The 18,275-nt window shown below is 60.7% G+C and carries 23 protein-coding genes and 1 other RNA gene; 6 read left to right on the top strand and 18 right to left on the bottom strand.

What is annotated here, in order from left to right; genetic code table 11:
• The first annotated feature begins 121 nt into the window (after positions 1–121).
• On the top strand, positions 122–1,033 hold the full coding sequence (locus tag LOX95_RS04390; protein WP_242913258.1) for a DMT family transporter: 912 nt from the start codon (positions 122–124) through the stop codon (positions 1,031–1,033).
• Here the strand turns inward: LOX95_RS04390 and LOX95_RS04395 are convergent, their stop codons facing one another.
• Positions 1,034–1,216: a DUF4169 family protein gene (locus LOX95_RS04395; RefSeq protein ID WP_242913259.1), complete on the bottom strand. Its 183-nt coding sequence runs from the start codon at positions 1,214–1,216 to the stop codon at positions 1,034–1,036.
• Entirely contained in the window at positions 1,209–2,495 is a 1,287-nt protein-coding gene (locus LOX95_RS04400; protein ID WP_242913260.1) for a patatin-like phospholipase family protein, read from the bottom strand. Before LOX95_RS04400 ends, LOX95_RS04395 begins: the two co-directional genes overlap by 8 nt.
• A gap of 112 nt (positions 2,496–2,607) precedes the next feature.
• On the opposite strand from LOX95_RS04400, the gene LOX95_RS04405 reads away from it, so the two are divergent.
• On the top strand, positions 2,608–3,024 hold the full coding sequence (locus LOX95_RS04405) for a YccF domain-containing protein (protein WP_242913261.1): 417 nt from the start codon (positions 2,608–2,610) through the stop codon (positions 3,022–3,024).
• Positions 3,025–3,029: 5 nt separating this feature from the next.
• Here the strand turns inward: LOX95_RS04405 and LOX95_RS04410 are convergent, their stop codons facing one another.
• Both LOX95_RS04410 and fumC read right to left on the bottom strand, forming a co-directional pair.
• Positions 3,030–3,617, bottom strand: a complete 588-nt coding sequence (locus tag LOX95_RS04410; RefSeq protein ID WP_242913262.1) for a glutathione S-transferase family protein — start codon at positions 3,615–3,617, stop codon at positions 3,030–3,032.
• A 127-nt stretch (positions 3,618–3,744) separates the two neighbouring features.
• Positions 3,745–5,136, bottom strand: a complete 1,392-nt coding sequence (gene fumC / locus LOX95_RS04415) for a class II fumarate hydratase (RefSeq protein ID WP_242913263.1) — start codon at positions 5,134–5,136, stop codon at positions 3,745–3,747.
• 94 nt (positions 5,137–5,230) lie between these two features.
• Here fumC and LOX95_RS04420 point away from each other — a divergent pair, with 94 nt between their 5' ends.
• Positions 5,231–5,596, top strand: a complete 366-nt coding sequence (locus LOX95_RS04420; RefSeq protein ID WP_242913264.1) for a RusA family crossover junction endodeoxyribonuclease — start codon at positions 5,231–5,233, stop codon at positions 5,594–5,596.
• On the opposite strand, the gene LOX95_RS04425 is transcribed toward LOX95_RS04420, so the two are convergent.
• The 6 genes from LOX95_RS04425 to miaA all read right to left on the bottom strand — a co-directional run bounded on the left by LOX95_RS04425 (position 5,578) and on the right by miaA (position 9,397).
• Positions 5,578–5,976: a GFA family protein gene (locus LOX95_RS04425; protein WP_486598869.1), complete on the bottom strand. Its 399-nt coding sequence runs from the start codon at positions 5,974–5,976 to the stop codon at positions 5,578–5,580. The genes LOX95_RS04420 and LOX95_RS04425 overlap by 19 nt on opposite strands.
• A 67-nt stretch (positions 5,977–6,043) precedes the next feature.
• Entirely contained in the window at positions 6,044–6,811 is a 768-nt protein-coding gene (locus LOX95_RS14270; protein ID WP_242913266.1) for a C13 family peptidase, read from the bottom strand.
• 105 nt (positions 6,812–6,916) lie between these two features.
• Positions 6,917–7,444, bottom strand: a complete 528-nt coding sequence (locus tag LOX95_RS04435; RefSeq protein WP_242913267.1) for a hypothetical protein — start codon at positions 7,442–7,444, stop codon at positions 6,917–6,919.
• An 82-nt stretch (positions 7,445–7,526) separates the two neighbouring features.
• Positions 7,527–8,027, bottom strand: coding sequence for an SspB family protein (locus LOX95_RS04440; RefSeq protein ID WP_242913268.1), 501 nt, complete (start codon positions 8,025–8,027; stop codon positions 7,527–7,529).
• A gap of 105 nt (positions 8,028–8,132) precedes the next feature.
• Positions 8,133–8,504: a transfer-messenger RNA gene (gene ssrA / locus LOX95_RS04445) on the bottom strand.
• The gene (gene miaA, locus LOX95_RS04450) at positions 8,495–9,397 is read right to left on the bottom strand and encodes a tRNA (adenosine(37)-N6)-dimethylallyltransferase MiaA (RefSeq protein ID WP_242913269.1); all 903 of its coding nucleotides are present in this window, start codon (positions 9,395–9,397) and stop codon (positions 8,495–8,497) included. The genes ssrA and miaA overlap by 10 nt, the downstream gene beginning before the upstream one ends.
• Before the next feature lie 87 nt (positions 9,398–9,484).
• On the opposite strand from miaA, the gene LOX95_RS04455 reads away from it, so the two are divergent.
• From LOX95_RS04455 to LOX95_RS04465, 3 genes are all read left to right on the top strand, one after another.
• Entirely contained in the window at positions 9,485–10,552 is a 1,068-nt protein-coding gene (locus tag LOX95_RS04455) for an Mrp/NBP35 family ATP-binding protein (RefSeq protein WP_242913270.1), read from the top strand.
• 127 nt (positions 10,553–10,679) lie between these two features.
• Positions 10,680–10,952, top strand: a complete 273-nt coding sequence (locus LOX95_RS04460) for a hypothetical protein (protein ID WP_242913271.1) — start codon at positions 10,680–10,682, stop codon at positions 10,950–10,952.
• Positions 10,953–11,020: 68 nt separating this feature from the next.
• A complete protein-coding gene (locus LOX95_RS04465) occupies positions 11,021–12,121 on the top strand; it encodes an NADH:flavin oxidoreductase (protein WP_242913272.1) in 1,101 nt (366 codons plus the stop codon).
• A gap of 44 nt (positions 12,122–12,165) precedes the next feature.
• On the opposite strand, the gene LOX95_RS04470 is transcribed toward LOX95_RS04465, so the two are convergent.
• The 8 genes from LOX95_RS04470 to LOX95_RS04505 all read right to left on the bottom strand — a co-directional run bounded on the left by LOX95_RS04470 (position 12,166) and on the right by LOX95_RS04505 (position 18,200).
• On the bottom strand, positions 12,166–12,489 hold the full coding sequence (locus LOX95_RS04470) for a YbjQ family protein (protein WP_242913273.1): 324 nt from the start codon (positions 12,487–12,489) through the stop codon (positions 12,166–12,168).
• Between the two features lie 15 nt (positions 12,490–12,504).
• On the bottom strand, positions 12,505–13,032 hold the full coding sequence (locus LOX95_RS04475; RefSeq protein WP_242913274.1) for a dihydrofolate reductase: 528 nt from the start codon (positions 13,030–13,032) through the stop codon (positions 12,505–12,507).
• 56 nt (positions 13,033–13,088) lie between these two features.
• Positions 13,089–13,760: an aquaporin gene (locus tag LOX95_RS04480; protein ID WP_242913275.1), complete on the bottom strand. Its 672-nt coding sequence runs from the start codon at positions 13,758–13,760 to the stop codon at positions 13,089–13,091.
• Positions 13,761–13,861: 101 nt separating this feature from the next.
• Positions 13,862–14,161 (bottom strand): nucleoside triphosphate pyrophosphohydrolase family protein, encoded by a 300-nt coding sequence (locus tag LOX95_RS04485; RefSeq protein ID WP_242913276.1) that lies wholly within the window; start codon positions 14,159–14,161, stop codon positions 13,862–13,864.
• 13 nt (positions 14,162–14,174) lie between these two features.
• Positions 14,175–15,032 carry a thymidylate synthase gene (locus tag LOX95_RS04490; protein ID WP_242913277.1) on the bottom strand — a complete coding sequence of 286 codons (858 nt, stop codon included), beginning with the start codon at positions 15,030–15,032 and terminating at the stop codon, positions 14,175–14,177.
• 130 nt (positions 15,033–15,162) lie between these two features.
• Positions 15,163–16,107, bottom strand: coding sequence for a CsgG/HfaB family protein (locus LOX95_RS04495; RefSeq protein ID WP_345791433.1), 945 nt, complete (start codon positions 16,105–16,107; stop codon positions 15,163–15,165).
• A 98-nt stretch (positions 16,108–16,205) separates the two neighbouring features.
• Entirely contained in the window at positions 16,206–17,558 is a 1,353-nt protein-coding gene (locus LOX95_RS04500; RefSeq protein WP_242913278.1) for an SH3 domain-containing protein, read from the bottom strand.
• Positions 17,559–17,639: 81 nt separating this feature from the next.
• The gene (locus LOX95_RS04505) at positions 17,640–18,200 is read right to left on the bottom strand and encodes a DUF924 family protein (RefSeq protein ID WP_242913279.1); all 561 of its coding nucleotides are present in this window, start codon (positions 18,198–18,200) and stop codon (positions 17,640–17,642) included.
• Positions 18,201–18,275: the final 75 nt, after the last annotated feature.

The raw sequence follows: 18,275 nt of genomic DNA on the forward strand, positions 1-18,275 counted from the left end.
CGATGACAGCGTCACCTTAAAATGCGCAGCGCCCAGTAAGGTGCCCGATTTGTAATCTTCTGATCTTTCAAACCGGTGTAAGGACGCTTCTCTCTTCCCCAGATTGCCGACCGGATTTCCAATGACCTCCACGCCTGCTTCTTCGTCTTCTGCGGGACTGGCTGGCTATAGCAGCGTCGCAATTTGCGCAGTGGTGTGGGGCACGACGTGGTACGCCATCACGTTCCAGCTCGGTGCGGCCGACCCGGCCGTCTCGGTTATTTTGCGGTTCGGGATAGCTGCCGTCGGCATGGCTATCGTCGCGAAGCTGTTCAATCAGCCTCTGCGTCTGAACCGCAAACAGCATCTGGCGGCTGTGGGGCAGGGGGCCTTTGCCTTCGCCCTGTCCTACTACTTTGTGTATGCGGCCGAAGAGCGCATCGCATCGGCGGTGGTGGCTATCATCTTTGCGGCGCTGACTTTCATTAGTCTGGGCGTTTTCCGCATTCTCTCGAACCAAAAGGCTGGAGCGGCGTCGTGGATCGGGGCGCTGATGGGTGTGGCGGGCGTCGCCGTCCTGTCGTGGGGCGAGGTTGCGGGCAAAGGGCTTGGCGATGACGTCGCGGCCGGTATCGCTTTCGGCTTCATCGCGGTGTTCGCATCGGCCATGGGGAACTGGTTCGCGTGGCGCGGGCAACGGGCGGGCGCAGCGGTTCTGCCTGCCACCGCATGGGCCATGGCCTATGGTACCCTTATCCTCGCCGCCTATGCGCTGATATCGGGTCGTAGCTGGCACATCGAATGGAGCCAGTCCTACATTCTATCGCTGGCCTATCTGTCGCTAGTGGGGTCGGTGGTGACGTTCGGCCTCTATTTCAGCCTCGCGCGCAGCAAAGGTTATGCGCTGGCGGCCTATATTTCCGCGCTGACACCGCCCATCGCCATGCTGGTCTCGGTCATTTTCGAAGGTGCACGTTTCGGGCTTTTGGCCCTCGCGGGACTGGTTTTTGTGCTAGCGGGGCAGGTGTTTATCGCCCGCTCGCCCAAACCCTGATCACTCGTCGGGGGTCAGCTTGTGGCCGTCCACATGACTGATGATCTGGGCACGTTCCTTTTCAGTCGTCAGCTTTTCGACCTTGGTGCGCCCGAAGGTAAGGCGGTTGGCTTCTGCCTTGGCCTTGTCCTGTTGGCGCGCGGCCTGTTTGCGGAAGCGGTTGAGGTTGACGACTTCACCCATTGTCGGCTGCCTTCGGGGTAGGCGTTTCGGCCGGACCTTCGCCGGTGGCGTTGTTGTCGTTGGCAGGTTGCTCTTCGACTTTCAGCTCTTCGGGAATGTCCTGCTCGGACACTTCATCCGCCGGCACAAAGTCCTTGGACGGGTCGTCTTCGTCCAGACGACGCCAAGCCGATCCATCACGTCCGCGTTGGCGAGCAAGCTCGAACAGAGCCGTCATGGACGCCTGATCGAAAGCCAGGGCCGAGGCCTGCACGTTGTCCGGAATGGCGGTGAACGAGAACTCCAGACCGTTGCGACGCGCAAAGCCCGCAGTTACAGCCAGATGGGTGCGCAGCGACGCCTTGCTCATACTGTCGTAGGTCCGGCCCAGAATGCCGGTCAGGCGACCCGGTGTGGTGCCGATGTTTCGACCCGTCTGGCCGTTGACGACCACATACATGGCACCGGCGCGGATGCCTTCCTGACGCGGTGAGGTCCACAGCATCAAGCCCTCGGGCACCGCCAGGTAGGGCAGGTTCACGCCGCCATCGACGTGCATCTCCATCATGACCTGCCCCTGATCGGACAGGCCGGGAAGAAGCACGGGCGGGAAGACACCGGGGATAGAGGCCGAGGCGACGAGGACCTTCTTGAACAGTTCGCGAGCCTCTTCATCTCCGCGACGGGCGATTTCGCCCATGTCCCAGATGACGGATTCCTGCGTGTCGAGATTGGTCGTTACCACCAGCAGGCGACGGCCTTTGGCATGCTCGCGGGCGACGGCAGACATCAGCTCGAAAGAGACATAGGAATCCACCAGATCTTGTAGGCGTCGCGACGAGAACAGGCTGGGGTTAAAGACTGCTGCGAAACTGCGCGCGCCGATCAGGTTGTCCGACTGGCCGCTGGTGTAGGCCTCACGAAGCTTGTCATCCCATTCGGAACCAAGGAAGGCGAAGGGTGCCGCCAGCGCGCCGGTCGATACACCCGTCACCACATCAAATACAGGGCGGGTTCCGGAGTCACTCCAACCCACCAGCAGTCCCCCGCCATAGGCGCCGTTCGCGCCGCCGCCCGACAGAGCCAGCAGGTTGGTCTCGTTGCGGTCGGCCATCAGGTTGCCGAACTCGTTCAGGAAGTCGGTGACGCGTGCATCGACGCTGGCCTGCGCCTGCGCCGGCGTGACACCCGCCTTGGGATCATTCAGACGCAGCGGGCCATCGGGCCGGTCAAGCGTGCCGCACGCTGCGAGGCTTGCGGTCAGTGCGAGAGTGGCTAGGGGACGGAGCAGAGAGCGCATGGAGTTCCCAAAGTGATCGGCGTTAAGGCAAGTCTTTAATGCCAAGCGTTGCCAATCGCTATCTGTTCCCCAAATTGGAAATAGGCGTCATGATTTTGCACGACGTAACCGAATGAAGGAATGGCTGTTGCCCTTTATCCGACTGATCCTGAACCTGCTGTGGTTTTTCACGGGTGGCTTTGCCACGGGATTCGCATGGCTGTTTGGAGGGCTTTTGCTGTTGCTGACCGTCGTCGGCGCGCCGTGGGCCTTTAGCGCGTGGCGGATTGCTTCCTACAGCTTCTGGCCCTTCGGGCGCGAGATCGTCTGGCGTGATCCGGATGCCAGCGTCGTCGGTGTAGGCTGCCTGGGTATCGGCATGAATGTTATCTGGCTGGTATTGGCGGGATGGTATCTGGCGATTGGCCACATCCTCGTGGCCGTGCCCCAGTTCATCAGCATCATCGGTATCCCGTTCGCGCTGAAGAATCTGGAGCTGGCCAAGCTGTCGCTGGCTCCGGTGGGGCGGATGATCCGCCCCAAGAGCTAAACCGCTCAGGCGGGCGGGCTGTCTTTCTGGAGCGCGCGAGCCAGTGCCGGTCGCTGGCTAATGCGCTCCAGATAGTTGTCATAGGGTTCACCGGCGGGCATCGCCGCCCGGTACCACTGCAGCAGACTCCCAAACAGGATATCCAGTGCCGAGAAATCGCCGAGGATATAGCCGCCGTCCTTGATGGCCGCGCTCCAGCGGCGTTCCAGCCCAGCATAGGCTTCATTCTGAACCGGCGACCAAGTTTCAGGGCTGCCCGAGCCCAGAACGCCTTCTACGACGCCGCTGTAGAGGCCCAGCCATGAGAAGTATTCTGCGCGGCGTGGATGGGTCGGTGTAGGCGCGAGATTGGCTATGCGGAAACGGTCGGTCAGGAAAGGAAAGATCAGCGCGGACTCGATCAGCAACTGATCGCCGACCTCGATCGCGGGCACCTGTTTCAAGGGATGGGGGTTATTGCCATCAGGGCCGCCCGAGCCATCCATCCTGCGGATCGTCACATAGTTGACCCTGTAATCGGCCCCGAGCTCCTCCAGCAGCCAAAGCAGTCTCGTCGAGCGCGTTTGCGGAGAGTGGTGGACGATGATGGACATGGGCTTCCTCGGTATTTTGTATTGTTTTGCCGCATCGTAACGCCGTTCGAGCGGTCGTGCGAGACAAGAAAAAGCCCCGCCGGAACGGTCCGGCGGGGCTTCTTTTTCGGAGTGAACCTTCGAAGGCTTACTTCGGGGAGATCATGTTTTCCGGACGGACGTACTGGTCGAACTCTTCGTTCGTCAGGTAGCCACCGCCGACAGCTTCTTCGCGCAGGGTGGTGCCGTTCTTGTGCGCGGTCTTGGCGATCTTGGCGCAGGCGTCATAGCCCAGCTTGCCGTTGAGTGCGGTGACCAGCATCAGGGAGTTTTCGAGGCCACGCTTGATGTTGTCTTCGCGCGGCTCGATGCCAACAACGCAGTTGTCGGTGAAGCTGATGGCAGCGTCGGCAACCAGACGGACCGACTGCAGGAAGTTGTAGGCCATGACCGGGTTGAAGACGTTCAGCTCGAAGTGGCCTTGCGAGCCAGCGAAGGTCAGGGTGGCGTGGTTGCCGAACACCTGAGCGCAGACCTGAGTCAGCGCTTCACATTGGGTCGGGTTGACCTTGCCCGGCATGATCGAGGAGCCCGGCTCGTTTTCCGGCAGGGCGAGTTCGCCCAGACCCGAACGCGGGCCCGAACCGAGGAAGCGGATGTCGTTGGCGATCTTGAACAGCGAAGCGGCAACGGTGTTGATCGCGCCGTGCGAGAAGACCATGGCGTCGTGGGCAGCCAGAGCTTCGAACTTGTTCGGAGCAGTGGTGAATGGCAGGCCGGTGATGGCGGCGATGTTTGCAGCGACCTTCTCGGCGAAGCCGACCGGAGCGTTCAGGCCGGTGCCGACAGCTGTACCGCCTTGCGCCAGCTCCATCAGCTTCGGCAGGGTCGATTCAATGCGCTCAATGCCGTTGGCGACTTGTTGGGCGTAACCACCGAACTCTTGGCCCAGCGTCAGCGGGGTCGCGTCCTGGGTGTGGGTACGGCCGATCTTGATGATGTGGGCCCAAGCCTTGGCCTTGGCGTCCAGAGCAGCGTGCAGGTGCTTAAGGGCCGGGATCAGGTCGTTGACGACCTGCTCGGCGCAAGCGACGTGCATTGCGGTCGGGTAGGTGTCGTTCGACGACTGGCTCATGTTGACGTGGTCATTGGGGTGAACCGGCTTCTTGGAGCCCATTTCACCACCCAGGATCTCGATGGCGCGGTTCGAGATGACCTCGTTGGCGTTCATGTTCGACTGGGTGCCCGAACCGGTTTGCCAGACGACCAGCGGGAAGTGGTCGTTCAGCTTGCCTTCGATGACTTCGTTGGCAGCCTTGATGATGGCGTCAGCCAGACCTGCGTCCAGCTTGCCCAGATCGCGGTTGGTCTCGGCGGCGGCGCGCTTGACGATGCCGAGGGCACGCACGACCGGCAGCGGCTGCTTTTCCCAGCCAATCTTGAAGTTACCCAGCGAGCGTTGGGCTTGGGCACCCCAATAGCGGTCGGCGGCGACCTCGATAGGGCCAAAAGTATCGGTTTCGGTACGGACGTTGCTCATCACGAACTCTCAGACGTGGCGGGAAGTTGGTTGGGGGTGTAGCACTTGCCGCCGTCAGGGCAAGGGAACTGACCTAAGGAAAAGGTACGAGTGCGTGACGCAGGGCTGGATCGGAACCGGAAAGGTACGTGCGCGTGAAGATGGCGACGCGGTCGAGATCGTCATCGACGGCCTGACGACACAGGCAAAATACTACAAGCCGCTGGTGTACGAGTTCATGCGCAAGGAGTGGCAGTCACGCCCTGCGTGGGGTGACCACGTGGTGGAGATTTTGATGGAACACGTCGGCGACCCGCCGTGGATGGACCTCGACAATCTGGCCAAGGCCCTGCTTGATTCCATCAAAGGCTATCTGTTCCACGACGACAGTCAGGTCGCGCGCCTGCTGGTCGAGCGGTTCGAGGGCGAGCGCGAGCGGATCATCATCCGCAGCTATCCGCGTCAATCGAAGGGCGGGTAACGCTCGAACGAGGGCAGGTGGTTCAGATCGGCCATCCAGCCGATACGTTCGGCGGTTTGTATCTGGCCTCCTAGTGGAATGACATCCGGGTTGTCCAGCGTGGCGGATTGCACGTCGATCATGCCAGGGAAAATCGTCTCGTTCAGATAGAACAGGCTGGTACCGCAATCGCCGCAGAACAGTCGTTGTGCGTCGGGCGACGAGGCGTAGCTCTTGGGCTTGCCGGAAATGCGAATGTTATCCCGCTTCACCAAGGCCCAAGATACGGCTGGCGCGCCCGAGGCGCGGCGACAATCCGTACAGTGACACAGCGCGTGATGTTCAACCTCTGCGGTCATCTCATAGTGGATCGACCCACAATGGCAGCGTCCTGAAATCATAACCCTTCCTCCCTTTTAGTTCTTCTTTTGTTCTAATATGTCTCGTCGAACATTGCGAGCGGAATGTTCATCCCGAAGAGTGTGTGAAGCGCAGGAGTGGCAGCCGGAACTGCATTTCCGAACCCACGAACAGTTGTGGCTCTGACGGGGTGTCGATTTCCGCCTCGGCTTCGCGGCGCGCGACACAGGCCCGCGCCGACTGCGCCAACCCCAGAAAGTCGTCCGCTGTGGGAAGGTTTTCCAAAATACAGGCGTCGAACCAGGGATAGGTCTCGCCTTCGCCGCAGCCGAACGAAGACCGGTCGCGTCGCGCCGCCGTAAGGATCATACGGTTGGGGGCCTTCAGCGCATCCACAAACGATCCCGAATAGCAGGCTGATAGCACCAGCACCGTCGGGCGCGCCTGGCACCAGCGGCGGAGCATGACGGCCAGGTCGACAGGCGTGATGCCCTTGGTGTCTCCGAAAACGATCTCTCCGGGCACGCCGTGCGATGTCATATAAAAGAAGCAGCCACCCGTACCGCTGGACAGTGTGTCGCCCATCTGGCGCAGGGCCTCGGCAGGGGCTGCGGCGTCTCTCTTCGCAGGGTTCAGCGTAATAGAGCGATGATGAGCAGAGGGCATGCCTGCTTTGACAAAGGCGCTCGACAGGTCACGCCGCGCATTATCGAACGCTTCAATCGGCCTGCCGTCTCCGTCGCGCCAATCCCCGGCGATTACGACCGACGACCAACCGTCCAGTCTGGTCTGGGCCTGACCGGAGACGGCAAAACAGAACGATACTGCAATCGCACTTGCACAGACGAGCACCCGTCGGATAATCCGTAACGACACCTACTGCCCTCCCGAGGAGCCATGCCGACAAAGATACCGGCCGGCCCTGTGTGGGACCGGCCGGCGTCAGATTACCGAAATATGCAAGGGCGCAAAGCCCAAAGCTTAGCTGGAGGCGTTTGAAATCATGGTCTGGATGTCGGCCGGTTTCCGGATGTCGCTGCCGGGAGTTTTGAGAACCTCCAGCTTGCCGCCCTGCCAAAGCCCGACCTCCAAAGCCTTGGTCTGAGGATTGACCAGCAGATAGGCGGCATCCGATCCGCCCTGATGAGGCTTATTGCCACTCAGATAAAGAACATCTCCGTCCTGCTGCAGCGGACTTTCAACCTGCATATTGGTTTTGAAGGCGTCGAACTTGTCGCCCAACAGGACTTTCAGCGGTTGGCTGATCACGCTGTTTTCCAGCAGGCCGCTTTGTGACGGATACTTGCCGTTGGCCGACTGGAGTGCGGCCCATTCGCCGGTGATCGGGGCAGAAGGGACTGAAGGCGCGGGAGCAGGTGTCGTTTCGCTGACCGCAGCGGGCGGCTCGGACGCGGGTGCAGGGGCGTTCGCATCACCACAGGCTGTCAGTAATAGACAGGTGCCTGCTGCGGCAAGAACGGTGAGGCGGGGGAGGGTCAGGCTGTACATAAATCAACTCCACATCGGCGCAGGGGCACGGAGGTACCGGGGCACCGATGTGGAAACGGGTATGACAGCGCGGCGGTTGCCGTTATTTTTTGCGGAATTGGTCCAGCGAAACGACCTTGGCTTCGCCGCCTTCACCCGACGGCGCGGCGGGCGCAGCTTCCGGGTCACGCACAGGCGTGGGCAGCGGGGCGACCTCGGCCTCTACGATTTCTGGCTCGTCGAACTGCAGCATGAACTGCACGCTCGGGTCATAGAAGCGCACAATCGCGTTGTAGGGCACGTTCAGAACCTTGGGCGCGCCGCCAAATTTCAGCATGACGCTGAACTGGCTGTCGGAGACTTCGAGGTCCCAGTACTGGTGCTGAAGGACGATGGTCATCTCGTCCGGGTATTTAGCGGCAACGTCATTGGGCAGGGTAACGCCCGGAGCGCGCGTCTTGAACGTGATGTAGAAATGGTGGGCACCGGGAATGCCTTCCGGTGACGCAGCACGTTCGAGCGCCATGCGGATAACCCCGCGCAGAGCATCCTGAGCCAGCTGCTCATAGTTCATATCGTCGATCGGTGGTTGCTGATCAGTCATGGCTGGCCTCAAAACTCGCGTTGCGAAGTGTTAGCGATGTGTGGGCCGCGATGAAAGGTGCAGTCGTCTGTCAGACGCGCTTTTCAGCAAATAAGTTTTGATGGAAGTGGTGGGTTTCTGTTGGCAGGCACCCACCGAGCCCCGCCTAAGGATCTGAACCCCTAGGACTTAGATCGGAAATTCACCGAACTGCGTTACGCAGCGAGGCGGACTTCACCAGCGAAGTTATCGTTCGCATTTAGTTTAAATAGCCCGATACGATGAGCCACGTCGGGCGAAAGCAACCTCTTTACACGTCCGTCGATGCTAGTCGGCCCCATACTCGCCCCGCCGATAACGCAAGGAGGAAAGAGAATGGTGGAGCCGCCGGGATTCGCACCCGGGTCCGGTCCGCTTATTACAAGCGCGTTTATCGCCATAGTCCGAGCAAGCCCGAACACCTTGAATATAGAGACGCTTTTATCGTCTCACAAGGGGCGTGGCGCAGGGATGTGGCGGGGCCAGTCGCGCTGCTGGTTGCGGAACCAGGTCAGCTGGCGTTTGGCATAGTTGCGGGTGGCCTGTTTCATAGCGTCGGTGGCGTCTTCGCGAGACATTTCACCGGACAGCCATGCGGCAATCTCGCGCACACCGACGGCCTTCATGGCCGGCAAGCCAGCGTCCAGATTGCGGGCCATCAGACGCGCGACCTCTTCGACTGCGCCGGTATCCAGCATGATATCTACGCGGTGGTCGCAGTTGACGTAGAGAACATCGCGCTCGGGCTCGACGATGATACCGCGCCATTCGTGCTGGTGGAGAAGGGGACGGGTGTTGGCTTTCCAGTGGCTTAGGCTCTCGCCGCTGGCCTGATAGACCGACAAGGCCCGTACCAACCGTTGGCGATCCGACGGAAAGATGGCCTGTTCGCTTTCGGGATCAACGGCGCGCAGTTCGGCGCGGAAGGCGTCCTCGCCGATTTGGTCGTAGTGCGATTGTACGTGGTCACGAACCGAAGTCGGCACTTCAGGAATATCGGCCAAGCCTTTGGTCAGGGCGTTAAAATAGAGACCCGTGCCGCCCACGATGATGGACGGGCGGCCCTGCGAGCGAGCTTTAGCGACTTCATCCAGTGCAGCTTCAGCCCAGCAACCCACCGACCAAGCGTCGGCGGCATCCGCGACGCCATAGAGGCGGTGTTCGGCCAAGGCTTCATCCGCACGCGAGGGGCGGGCGCTCAAAACATCCAGATCCGCATACAGTTGCTGACTGTCGGCATTGATAATGACCGCGCCGGACTCCAGCGCCAAATCCAGCGCCAGCCGCGACTTACCCGAGGCGGTCGGCCCTGCGATCAGGGTGATGTCTGGCGATGAATCGTTATTGGACAATGGTTCAGGCTCGCGGTTCTCTTCACACGGCGATAGAAGGCCCTCAACGACGCGGCAAGTCCCGCGAACGTATTGCTGGAGTTTCCCTTGATCGACCGCGCATCTGTCATCGCCGTTCTTGATACCGTCATTGACCCGAAATCCGGGCAGGGGCTCATGGCGTCGGGCATGGTGCAAGGTTTGGTCGTGGATCAGGGCCGTGCAGGCTTTGTGCTTGAGGTCGCAGCGCAGGATGCCCCGCTTTATGCCCCGGTGCGCGACGAGGCAGAGGCCAAGCTTAAGGCGCTTGAGGGCATGGATCGCGTGTCGGTGATCCTGACCGCCGAGGCCGTCGCAAAACCCGCACGCCGTACTGCCAGCCTTTCGACCGCAGCGGTCGAGCAGACCAAGCCCAAGGCACCCGTTCCGACCGAACGTCCTGCCCATGTCAAACGCGTGCTTGCGGTGGCCAGCGGCAAGGGCGGGGTGGGTAAGTCCACCGTATCCGTCAATCTCGCTGCGGCACTCGCTAAGCGGGGCCTGTCGGTCGGTATTCTGGATGCCGACGTCTACGGCCCGTCCATGCCGACGATGATGGGGATATCGGGCAAGCCTGACTATGTGGACGGCGCAATCGTCCCGCTGGAAGCTCATGGCCTGAAGGCCATGTCGGTAGGCCTTTTGACCAAGGGAACAGACGCCATGGTATGGCGTGGTCCTATGGCATCCCAGGCTATCAACCAGATGCTTAGCCAAACCCGCTGGGGCACGGCCGAACAGCCGCTGGATGTCTTGGTGGTCGATCTGCCGCCCGGTACGGGGGACGTTCAGCTGACCCTTATCCAGAAGACGCCGCTGGACGGCGTGGTCATCGTCTCGACGCCGCAAGAGGTTGCGCTATCCGACGCGCGCCGTGCGCACACGCTGTTCGAGAAGGTTGGTGTCCCGACGCTGGGTCTCATCGAGAATATGAGCGGCGACATTTTTGGGCGCGGCGGAGCGAAAGCCGAAGCCGAGAAACTGGGCGTACCCTATCTGGGTGATCTGCCGCTGGATGCCAGCGTGCGGGAGGGAGGTGACGCGGGGACACCCGTCGTCGTGGCCGTTCCGTTTGGCGATATCGCGAGCCGTTTCGACTCGATTGCCGAAAGCTTGGCTAATACCTTGAATAGCTGAGCCGTACGTTTACCATAACCCTTCGTTGAAATCGCCAGTCTGCGATTCACGCTTGCAAAAAGGCGATGCATCTCTGTGCGTTGTCGAGCGTTCAGTCAGGCCAAGTCACCAGGGAAAGGAGCTTTCCGTGAACGAAAAAAGTGTGCTGCGGAAATCGCCGATGACTTCGCCAGAGGCACCGGCCAAGGCTGACAAGCCCAAGACAAAGGTCACCGCGTCCAAGTCGCTACGGGACGAGTTTGCAATGGCCGGGCTGGATCACGCTACCAGCGTCTATACCAAGATGACGATGACCGAACTGGATCGTCTGATGGGGCGCAAGAACTACTCCAAGGACGAAGCGATCGCCCGTCTGGCCTATAATATGGCCGACGCTATGCTGGTCGCGCGGGAAATTTAATTTTCCCTCTTCCCTAAAGGCCAAGGCTCACCAACTCTCCTATCTGCATTCGAAGGAGATACAGTTCTGTGAGCCTCGACCTATTGTTCCAGCCATTCACCATCAAGAACCTGACCCTGCCGAACCGGCTGGTCATGGCACCGATGACGCGTTCGTTCTCGCCGGGTGGCATTCCGACTGACGAAGTGGCTGCTTACTACCGCCGTCGTGCCGAGGCCGACGTGGGCTTGATCGTGACCGAGGGGACGGTGGTTGACCGGCCCGCAGCGCGTAACGACGAGAACGTGCCGATCTTCTACGGCGACGCCCTGCCAGCCTGGAAAAAGGTGGTCGATGAAGTTCACGCCGCCGGTGGCCATATCGCTCCGCAAATCTGGCACGTCGGGTCCGCCCGCGGGCAGGGCGCAGACTGGAAGCCCTTCGGCAAGGTCGACAGCCCGTCGGGCATGACGGCACCGGACAAGGTCAAGTTCGAGCCGATGACCGAAGAGGAAATCGCCGACACCATCAGTGCTTTCGAAAAGTCAGCGGGACACGCGCGCGAGCTGGGTTTCGATGCGGTCGAAATACACGGAGCCCATGGGTACCTGATCGACCAGTTTATGTGGGACGGTTTGAACCGCCGCGACGATCGGTGGGGCGGTAAAACCCTGTCTGAACGCAGCCGTTTCGCTATCGAGGTCATCAAGGCCGTCCGGCGCGGTATCGGCGAGGATATCCCGCTGATCATGCGTCTGTCGCAGTGGAAACAGCAGGACTATACGGTCCAGATGGCCAAGACGCCGGACGAGATGGCCGCGTGGCTGCAGCCGATGGCCGAGGCCGGTGTGGACGTCTTCCACTGCTCGCAACGCCGCTTCTGGGAGCCGGAGTTCGAGGGTTCGGACTTGAACTTTGCCGGATGGGCAAAGAAGCTGACGGCCAAACCGACGATCACGGTCGGGTCGGTTGGTCTGGATGGAGAGTTCCTCGCCAGCCTGACCAAGGGTGAAGGTGCCCACAAGTCGGACCTCAATGAACTGCTGCGCCGTCTCGAACGTGAAGAGTTTGATCTGGTGGCCGTGGGCCGTGCGTTGCTGGCGGACCCACAGTGGGCCTCCAAGGTGAAGGCGGGCAAGTTCGACGAGACGGTCGACTTCGACCGCAAGCACATGATGAACCTGTACTGATAGAAAAAGGGCCGCTCGAAAGAGCGGCCCGATTTCTTTGCGGTTTAGCTGATGGGCTCGACCACTACGGCGGTACCATAGGCCAATACTTCGGTGGTTCCGGGCATGATCTCGGTGGCGTCATAGCGGACAGCGAGAATGGCATTGGCCCCCATCTCGGTGGCGTGTTTCAGAAGCTCGTCATAGGCTTCCTGACGAGCCATTTCAGCCAGTTTGACATAGGCACCGATACGACCGCCGAACATGGCGTTCACGCTACCGACGAAGTCAGCCACGGCATTGCGGGACCGCACCGTCACTCCACGCACCATGCCCAACTGGCGCACAACACGGTATCCGACAAGGTCGTTAGTGGTGACGATGATCATCGCAGTATTCCCGTTTTAGAGACGCTCCAGCGTCCGGAAGGTGAAGGCGTGATCGTCTTTCTCTGTGCCTTCATGAGGCTCGTTGAGAGTTTCTGTCCACGCGGATTCGTCAAAGGCGGGGAATAGCACTTCGCCATCGGGCGCGGCGTCCACCTCGGTGATGTACAGGCGCTTGGCCTTGGGCAGGGTGGCCTCGAAGATCGCCGCGCCACCGATGACGCAAACTTCGTCGACGCCGTCCTCCATTGCCTGTTCGCGCGCCATCGACAGCGCTTCGGACAGGGACGTCACGACCACGCAGCCCTTGGCGGCGCTGTGCTCGTGGTAGGACTCGTCTTTGGTCAGGACCAGATTCAGTCGGCCCGGCAGCGGGCGCAGCGGCAGGCTTTCCCAGGTCTTACGGCCCATGATGCAGGGCTTGCCGATAGTCACAGCTTTGAAGCGCTGCAGATCGGATCTCAATCGCCACGGCAGATCGCCGTCTTTGCCGATAACTCCGTTGCGACCGCGCGCAACGACCAGTGCGATAGAGGGTAGGGGCAAGGCGTAGTCTCCAGACGGAATCAGGGGCGGGCGAACCCGCCCCTTACGCCGTAAGGTTAGGCTTCTGGCTCCAGCAGATTCAAGCGGAACAGAACGCCACCGATTGCGGCACCGATCAGCGGGGCGACAATGAACAGCCAAAGCTGGCTAAGCGCTTGACCACCCACCAGAACGGCAGGGCCGAAGCTGCGGGCCGGATTGACCGATACGCCCGTAACTTGGATGCCCACGATGTGGATGACGGCCAGCGTGATGCCGATGGCGAGACCGGCAAATGCGCCATGACCCTTGCGGCCCGTCACGCCCAGAATGACGATCAGGAAGATGGCCGTGGCAACGATCTCGAAGATCATACCGGCTTGCAGGCTGTATCCACCGGGAGAACCGGCTTCGAAGCCGTTCTGACCCAGTTGGGCAAAGCCTGTCTTGGCGATCATGCCAAGGATGAAAGCACCCAGAAGGGCACCGATGAACTGAGCTACCCAGTAGACCAGCATGTCCTTGGCCGACATACGACCAGCGACGAACGCACCAAAACTAACGGCCGGATTGACGTGGCAACCGGACACCGGCCCGATGCCATAGGCCATCGCGACGATGGCAAAGCCGAAGGCGAGGGCGATGCCCAACTGGCCAACGATATCAAACCCGCCGAGTACGGCAGCACCACAACCGAACAGAACCAAGACAGCAGTGCCGATAAGCTCGGCTGCGAACTTTCTGATCATGGAAAGCCTCCCATAGGCCTGTTCTGCCAGACGTTCCGGCAGAATCAGTCCCAGAGAGATGAATCAGTTGGCGGCTTTTGACCATCCACTGTTTCGTGAGTTTACGTTTGAGGCTTTAACCAGTTCAACCACTTACGCTGCATCGCATCTTCAATATCGATGTTGTTCATGGTGCAGTAAATCAACAGCATACCGAGGACATCGGCGGCCTCGTCTGCCTGCAATTGCGTGTTCGGAACGCCCCGTGCGCGGCTGGTAAGGCGCAGGTGTTCTTGCGTCAGTTCGCCCAACTCTTCTTGCAACTTGAGCAGTGCCCAGTCGCGGTCGCGATTGATGGAATGTTCGCGCGCATAGATGTCAGAGATGCGCATAACCGCATCCTGTAGGTCTTTGATATTCATGATGTCTTTGGGTTTAGACCGAAACGGCGGCCTTGATGTGCGGCCACGCCTCATAGCCCGACAGGACAAAGTCCTCTGGGCCGAAAGCAAACAGGTCCGTGTGCGGCGCGATCTGCATCTGCGGGAAGGGCAGAGGTGTGCGCGTCAATTGCTCGCGCGCCTGATCGAGGTGGTTTAGATACAGGTGTGCGTCGCCGAAGCTGTGCACGAAATCACCCGGTTCCAGACCCACGACCTGCGCCACCATCAGCGTTAACAGCGCATAGGAAGCGATGTTGAAAGGCACGCCTAAAAACACATCCGCCGAGCGCTGATAGAGCTGGCACGACAGTTTTCCGTCCGCGACGAAGAACTGGAAGAGGCAATGGCAGGGGGGCAGGGCCATGTCATCGACGTCGGCGGGGTTCCACGCAGACACGATGTGGCGGCGGCTGTTCGGATTGGTTTTCAGGCCATGGACGAGCTTTTCGATCTGGTCGATGACGCGGCCATCCGGCGTCGCCCAAGAGCGCCACTGCTTGCCGTAAACGGGACCCAGTTCGCCCTCGGCGTCGGCCCATTCGTCCCAGATGCTGACCTTGTTTTCCTTCAGCCAGCGAATATTGGTCTCTCCACGCAGGAACCACAGCAGCTCGACAATGATGGAGCGGGTGTGCAGCTTCTTGGTGGTGAGAAGCGGGAAGCCTTTGGAAAGGTCAAAGCGGATTTGGCGACCAAAAACGCCCAGCGTGCCAGTGCCAGTGCGGTCCTCGCGCTGGATGCCGTTGTCCAGAATATCGCGCAGTAGATTCAGGTACTGCCACTCGGGATGGTCAGCGGGGGCCGCAGCAATGCGGTCGTGGAGATCGGCGAGGGCTGCGTGCGCGTTCATTCGAGAAGGATGCCAGCGAATCACCGCTCTTGTCAGTGGCATCGACCTACCTCTTGTGGACGATATCGATCACAAAAAGTTGGGCCCGCTAGCTGTGGCTAACGGGCCCGATTTAAGGCTTTGAAATGGCTCAAGTCCCCGGCGCGAGGCGCTCGTTCTGGACCCAGCCGATGTTGTCGTTGTCATCCATAACTTCCCACCAAACGCCTTCGCGTTTGCCGGTCGGATAGACGCGCAGGCCTTGTGGCAGTGCGCGCACAACCGATCCACCTTCCGGAGCCGTGCGCAGGGTGGACGGCTGCTGAACGGTATAGGTCTGGATCGGGGCTTCGGCCGCAGCGTTACCGCTCAAACCACCCAATTGAGTGACCATGTCGGTGTAGGCCTGAATGAACGAGGCAGCTACGATGCGACCGATCTCGGTGTTTTCGTACGCGCCGCCGCCCAGTGCACCAGCGCCAAAGCCGGCAGCACCGGCACCCCACGACATGTTGCTGCGCGAGGCATAGCCTTCGGTCACAGCCACAGTCTCGGAGGTGCGCACGCTGGTGAGGGACAGGACAGTGTTGGCTTCCTGGCGACGGGTGCGAAGGCCGCCTACGATGGCACCGGCGCGACCGCCAAGAGCGGCACCCGCCAGACCCGCTAGGGCAGAGCCACCTGCGTTATCGTTCTGGCTAGCGATTTCGCCGACCAGCACATAGTCGGCTGCACGGACTTGACCGCCGCCGATGTTCGAGCCGCGTTGCAGGTCGCCACCGGCGGCCATCTCGCGTTCGCGCTGGGCGACGCTCAGACCCGACCCGCGATCAACCAGAGTGAAGCAGCCCGAACGCTGAATGACGACACGCAGCAGCGACTGCGGCGGCGAAAGCTGTAGTTCACGCCAGTAGCTGGATTGTCCATCAGTGATGGTGATGGTTCCCAAGTTGGTCGTGCAGCGCGGGATTGCCGCTATTTGCTGGTCTTGGGCGCGCTGTGCACCGGTGCGACGGGACTGGGCGTCGGCAACCGACGGCAGACCCATGGTCAAAGCAATCGCGACAATGACGAGCTTCGAAGGCTTGGGGGACAAGAGGCATCTCTCCGCTAAAGACGTGTCGGGTATTATTTGCATGATCATACGGGACATAAAACACCTTTATGCCACATTTGGTATCTGGTCCGTAAAAGTTACTTCACACGGTCCTTGAGGATCCAACCGGTCGAGCCGTCCGACGTACGGACCTGAACCCATTCGTCGGTTTCCTGTCCGGTAGAGGTCACGATGGCACCGGCCTGAACGGGGGCCGTGGCGGTCCCCAACGGTGCGTCGCGAAGAACCGCGGTGCGGGCAATCTCCAACGACTGGCCAACGCTACCGGAGGTGACAGCTGCAGCGGGGCGGGCCGGAGCCTCGGTGTCTACGGGCGCAGGATCGGCACTCATGACTGGGCGCGAGGGCGCGTCTTCAATAGCGACGGGCGCTTCGGTTGCGGATGCGCGGGCGCGTTCGCGGGCCATTTCCAGCTCGACTTCGCGGCGGGCTTCGGCGCGGAGGCGGGCGGCTTCTTCAGCACGCAGGCGTTCGCGGCGCTCCGCCTCGCGGTTCTCGGCTTCGGTGACACGGCGCTCTTCGGCCAAGCGCTCGGTTTCAGCTTCCTGAATGGCCTCGCGGTTTGCGAGAACGATCTCCGGCGTGTCGGAACCCGTACCGCCAAGACTTACGACCAAGTCGGCGTAGGCCCGCACTAGCGCAAGCGCGACGACCTTGCCTTCGTCGGTTGATTCGTACCCGCTGCCGATGCGACCGCCGAAGTGATTGTCGCGGATGCGCAGACGACGCAGTTCGTCTTTGTTGGCGGTGCGACGGGTGTAGCCGACCTGTTCAGCGAGAGGCACGCTGGCGATCGACATAATGATCTGGGCGTCTTCCTTGCCCTTAGCCAGATCCTTTTGCAGGTCCTTGATAGCGTCAACCGAGCGGTTGCTGAGCGCCTGTCCGACCTGGTTACCGGCTACATTGGCGCCGAAGTTCAGCAGCTCGCCCATGCCCTCAGCCGCACCCCCTTCCTGCGTCATGGCAGCGACACCGGCTTGGAGCAGCATACGGCCGCCGCTGGCAGCCAGGCTGCCGAGCAGGCCGCGGCTGCGGTCGCCTGTATCGGCGTCGATAGTGTTGGCCAGTTCGGCGGCGATCACAAAGTCGGCCGTGCGAATCCGGCCTGCTGCCCCCAGACTGCGTTCGCGCTGGACCGCTGCCAAGCCTGCGCCGCGTTCAATCAGTCGAAAGCAGCCAGATTCGCGCACTACGTGGCGTAGAACATCGACGGGAGCGCCGAGTCCCATCTGTTGGAACATGACGTCCTGTTCGCCGGCCACGCTCAGTGTGCCGAAGCTCTGGGTACAACGCGGGATTTCGTTGATGACGTTGGTCTGGGCCGCATTGTTGTTGCGACCCAGCGAGAACATTTGCGCCGCCGCCGTCTGTGGGATCGCGAGAACGAAAGCAGCAGACGAGAGAAGAGCGAGGCGATGCAATGTCATGGTAAGCTCGTAACAGCGGCGTCAGAAACGCCAACCGCATAGCTTAGCCATATATTTGCCACAACCCGCGACGGGCGATCGTCAGCCGGAAAAACCGCCAGATTGAAGGAATTCAAGCTCTTGTGGTGTGGTTTCACGACCTAAAGACGTATTGCGATGCGGAAAGCGGCCAAACTCGGCAATGACGTCACGATGGATCACTGCATAGTTGTAGGTATTTTCGTGCACCGCCGGATCCAGCATATCGACGAGGTCTTGCTGGTCTTTCAGGGATTCTGAATGCATCAGCGGCATGAGAATGAACGGCTGGAGTTCAGTCGCCACCTGTTTGTGAAGTCCGGCCGCGATGGCTTTCTTTGCTAGCGCCAGCGCCAGACTGTCGGTGGCAAACATGTGGCCCGTGTTGCGGAAGGCATTGCGCGGAAGCTGATCCAGCAGGATCATCAGGGCCAGTACGCCTTCACCGGTCTGCATCCAGTGGTCTAGTTCGCGACGCGCGGCAGCATAGTGGGCCGCAAGGAATCGCGACTTGAACGCTTCGTCGAAGGCGTCGTCTTTGGTGAACCACTTCTCAGGACCGGCCTCGATCCAGAACTGGACGACTTCGGCGGCGGCGAGCAGGGGGGAATGATTTTCGGCCATATGCCATCATAGCCAGCGCTCAGCCTACAGCAATGCCGCGCCCTAGGGGGCGAGATAACATGGCGAGATAACATA

The sequence above is a fragment of the Brevundimonas pishanensis genome, from assembly GCF_022750635.1.
In the GTDB taxonomy this organism is placed as follows: domain Bacteria; phylum Pseudomonadota; class Alphaproteobacteria; order Caulobacterales; family Caulobacteraceae; genus Brevundimonas; species Brevundimonas pishanensis.

What these genes read in the sequence shown, in the direction of transcription:
- LOX95_RS04390 (WP_242913258.1), top strand. Translation starts at nt 122, where the DNA reads ATGACCTCCACGCCTGCTTCTTCGTCTTCTGCGGGACTGGCTGGCTAT.
- LOX95_RS04395 (WP_242913259.1), bottom strand. Translation starts at nt 1,216, where the DNA reads ATGGGTGAAGTCGTCAACCTCAACCGCTTCCGCAAACAGGCCGCGCGC.
- LOX95_RS04400 (WP_242913260.1), bottom strand. Translation starts at nt 2,495, where the DNA reads ATGCGCTCTCTGCTCCGTCCCCTAGCCACTCTCGCACTGACCGCAAGC.
- LOX95_RS04405 (WP_242913261.1), top strand. Translation starts at nt 2,608, where the DNA reads ATGAAGGAATGGCTGTTGCCCTTTATCCGACTGATCCTGAACCTGCTG.
- LOX95_RS04410 (WP_242913262.1), bottom strand. Translation starts at nt 3,617, where the DNA reads ATGTCCATCATCGTCCACCACTCTCCGCAAACGCGCTCGACGAGACTG.
- fumC (WP_242913263.1), bottom strand. Translation starts at nt 5,136, where the DNA reads ATGAGCAACGTCCGTACCGAAACCGATACTTTTGGCCCTATCGAGGTC.
- LOX95_RS04425 (WP_486598869.1), bottom strand. Translation starts at nt 5,976, where the DNA reads ATGATTTCAGGACGCTGCCATTGTGGGTCGATCCACTATGAGATGACC.
- LOX95_RS04435 (WP_242913267.1), bottom strand. Translation starts at nt 7,444, where the DNA reads ATGTACAGCCTGACCCTCCCCCGCCTCACCGTTCTTGCCGCAGCAGGC.
- LOX95_RS04440 (WP_242913268.1), bottom strand. Translation starts at nt 8,027, where the DNA reads ATGACTGATCAGCAACCACCGATCGACGATATGAACTATGAGCAGCTG.
- LOX95_RS04470 (WP_242913273.1), bottom strand. Translation starts at nt 12,489, where the DNA reads ATGATCATCGTCACCACTAACGACCTTGTCGGATACCGTGTTGTGCGC.
- LOX95_RS04480 (WP_242913275.1), bottom strand. Translation starts at nt 13,760, where the DNA reads ATGATCAGAAAGTTCGCAGCCGAGCTTATCGGCACTGCTGTCTTGGTT.
- LOX95_RS04485 (WP_242913276.1), bottom strand. Translation starts at nt 14,161, where the DNA reads ATGAATATCAAAGACCTACAGGATGCGGTTATGCGCATCTCTGACATC.
- LOX95_RS04490 (WP_242913277.1), bottom strand. Translation starts at nt 15,032, where the DNA reads ATGAACGCGCACGCAGCCCTCGCCGATCTCCACGACCGCATTGCTGCG.
- LOX95_RS04500 (WP_242913278.1), bottom strand. Translation starts at nt 17,558, where the DNA reads ATGACATTGCATCGCCTCGCTCTTCTCTCGTCTGCTGCTTTCGTTCTC.
- LOX95_RS04505 (WP_242913279.1), bottom strand. Translation starts at nt 18,200, where the DNA reads ATGGCCGAAAATCATTCCCCCCTGCTCGCCGCCGCCGAAGTCGTCCAG.